Genomic DNA, 1,906 nt, shown 5'->3' on the forward strand with positions numbered 1-1,906 from the left:
GAAAAAATCAGCTGTATATTTTACTTTAACCGTTGGGCTGATTATGCCGAAACAGTCCCAAATACACATATAAAGTTAGTTCGTGATTGGCTGAATGAAAATTCAACTAAAAGCAGGGTAAGCGGAAGAAAAACTAAGTAAAATTGTGATAAATGTGAGTGAGCATAAATAAACGTTAAAACTCAAAATCTCATAGTCCGTAGATGTAAGAGTCACGAACTAATGGATATCTGAGGTGATATATGAGGTTTAACAGGGAAATTAATTTCCCTGTTACAGGAATCCGGATAAAATAATTTGGCGATAAATTGAATTGAATAACTAGTAATGAGTTAGCTATAAATCATTCATAATCCTTATTTATGAACTTATATTAAGTAAATTTTTGGTAGTTTATCTAAATTTCTTGTAACTGTAAGGAGACTTAAAAATGTCCGAAATAGAGGGTTTAGAACAAGTCAAAAATTGGTGTAATTTGCATAATCCAATTGAGACAGAACGTACATTCGTAAATCAAGAAATAACTTTTCCTATATCGGATATATCGAGAATACCTACAATCGAAATATCGGAAGAAAGTAAAATCGAACTACCTGTTACAGTTAATGAGCAAGTGGCTGGCAATTGGCGATTTGCATTAGCTAAAGATGATGAGGTGAGGAGACATTTAGGTAAACCTGGATTACTAGAAGCGTTTAAAAAAAGTCCAGCTACAGGATGCATCACGGTAATGGATATGGCGAGGATTAGCTCTGGCTTTAATCCTTTTAACCCTTTGTATCCAGGTAATTTCCAGGCTTTTTTGAATTACATTAATACGATTAAAAAATCTCCTTTTTTTGAACAAATTTCTAATGATTATCAACGATATCATAGGAAAAATAATGATTGGAATGGAGTCATTAATGCCATTAGTAGCTACTATAAAGGAATTACATTTTCCGATAGATTTAGAATAAGAATGAGCTTATACAGGTTGATAAGGACTGCAACAAGTAGGCGTAATACCTGGCAGAGTCAAACATTATTTGCTCAGAACACAGTTAAAGCAGATCAAGATGGCATTATTGTCTATATTTATAATAGTAATGTGTCTCTCAAAGAAGGGCGTAGAAGGAAGCGTACAACAACAGAAGTCCATTTCAACATATCAAGAATAACCTTAAAGTTTTACTTTGAGCGTTGGGCTTATTATGCAGAAGAAGTTGCAGATAAACATATAAAGTTAGTTCGTGATTGGCTGAATGAAAACTCAAATAAGAGCCGCAAACGTTTTTATTCTATGGATGAGAATGATGCTTCCTGCTTAGATGAAATACCTAGCGTTGTTGATGCTATCAAGTCTGGTGATGTGAATGAATACTGGAGTTCTTTTCAGTGGGATGATTTTAATCCACACATTCAAAACTTGTGGAGCATATTGGGATGGAATGATCGCCATTGGGAAGCATCGGAGTCAGCTTACCCACCATCACATCACACAGCATGGGATGAGTTGACGGCAGAAAAACAGAAGGCTGCTAAGGAACTGGGCTATAATGAAACTAACTGGAATTGTCCGAGCGTAGCTGAAGCTATTAGATGTGGAAATGTATATGACTATTGGAATCGCTTTGGGTGGGATGAATTGAGTCCATATATTCAAAGCTTATGGGCAATTTTGGGATGGAACAATGCAAATTGGGATAGCCCATCAGAGTCTTCTTCAATACACTGACGTATAAGCTGTGAAGGTAACGGAGTGTCTTCTGGTTGCGGAATAGTATCTAAATAAGTCATACCTGATTGATTGACTTTACCCCCATCGGAAGAGTTTATTGGTGCATCTAGTGAGTACTCCTTTCCCCCTTTGGTATGTCGTTTCTTGGCATCAATCAACCGCCACTTGAGGATACTATTAATCCAG

General features: G+C 36.1%; 1 protein-coding gene and 1 pseudogene. One reads left to right on the forward strand and one right to left on the reverse strand.

Going from position 1 to position 1,906, the window contains the following annotated elements; genetic code table 11:
• The first annotated feature begins 430 nt into the window (after window positions 1-430).
• Window positions 431-1,717: a hypothetical protein gene (locus tag F6K49_RS44705; RefSeq protein WP_293108445.1), complete on the forward strand. Its 1,287-nt coding sequence runs from the start codon at window positions 431-433 to the stop codon at window positions 1,715-1,717.
• Here the strand turns inward: F6K49_RS44705 and F6K49_RS44710 are convergent.
• Window positions 1,642-1,906, reverse strand: a pseudogene (locus F6K49_RS44710) (hypothetical protein); the annotation flags it as partial. The gene F6K49_RS44705 and the pseudogene F6K49_RS44710 overlap by 76 nt on opposite strands.

Source organism: Moorena sp. SIO3I6 (assembly GCF_010672095.1).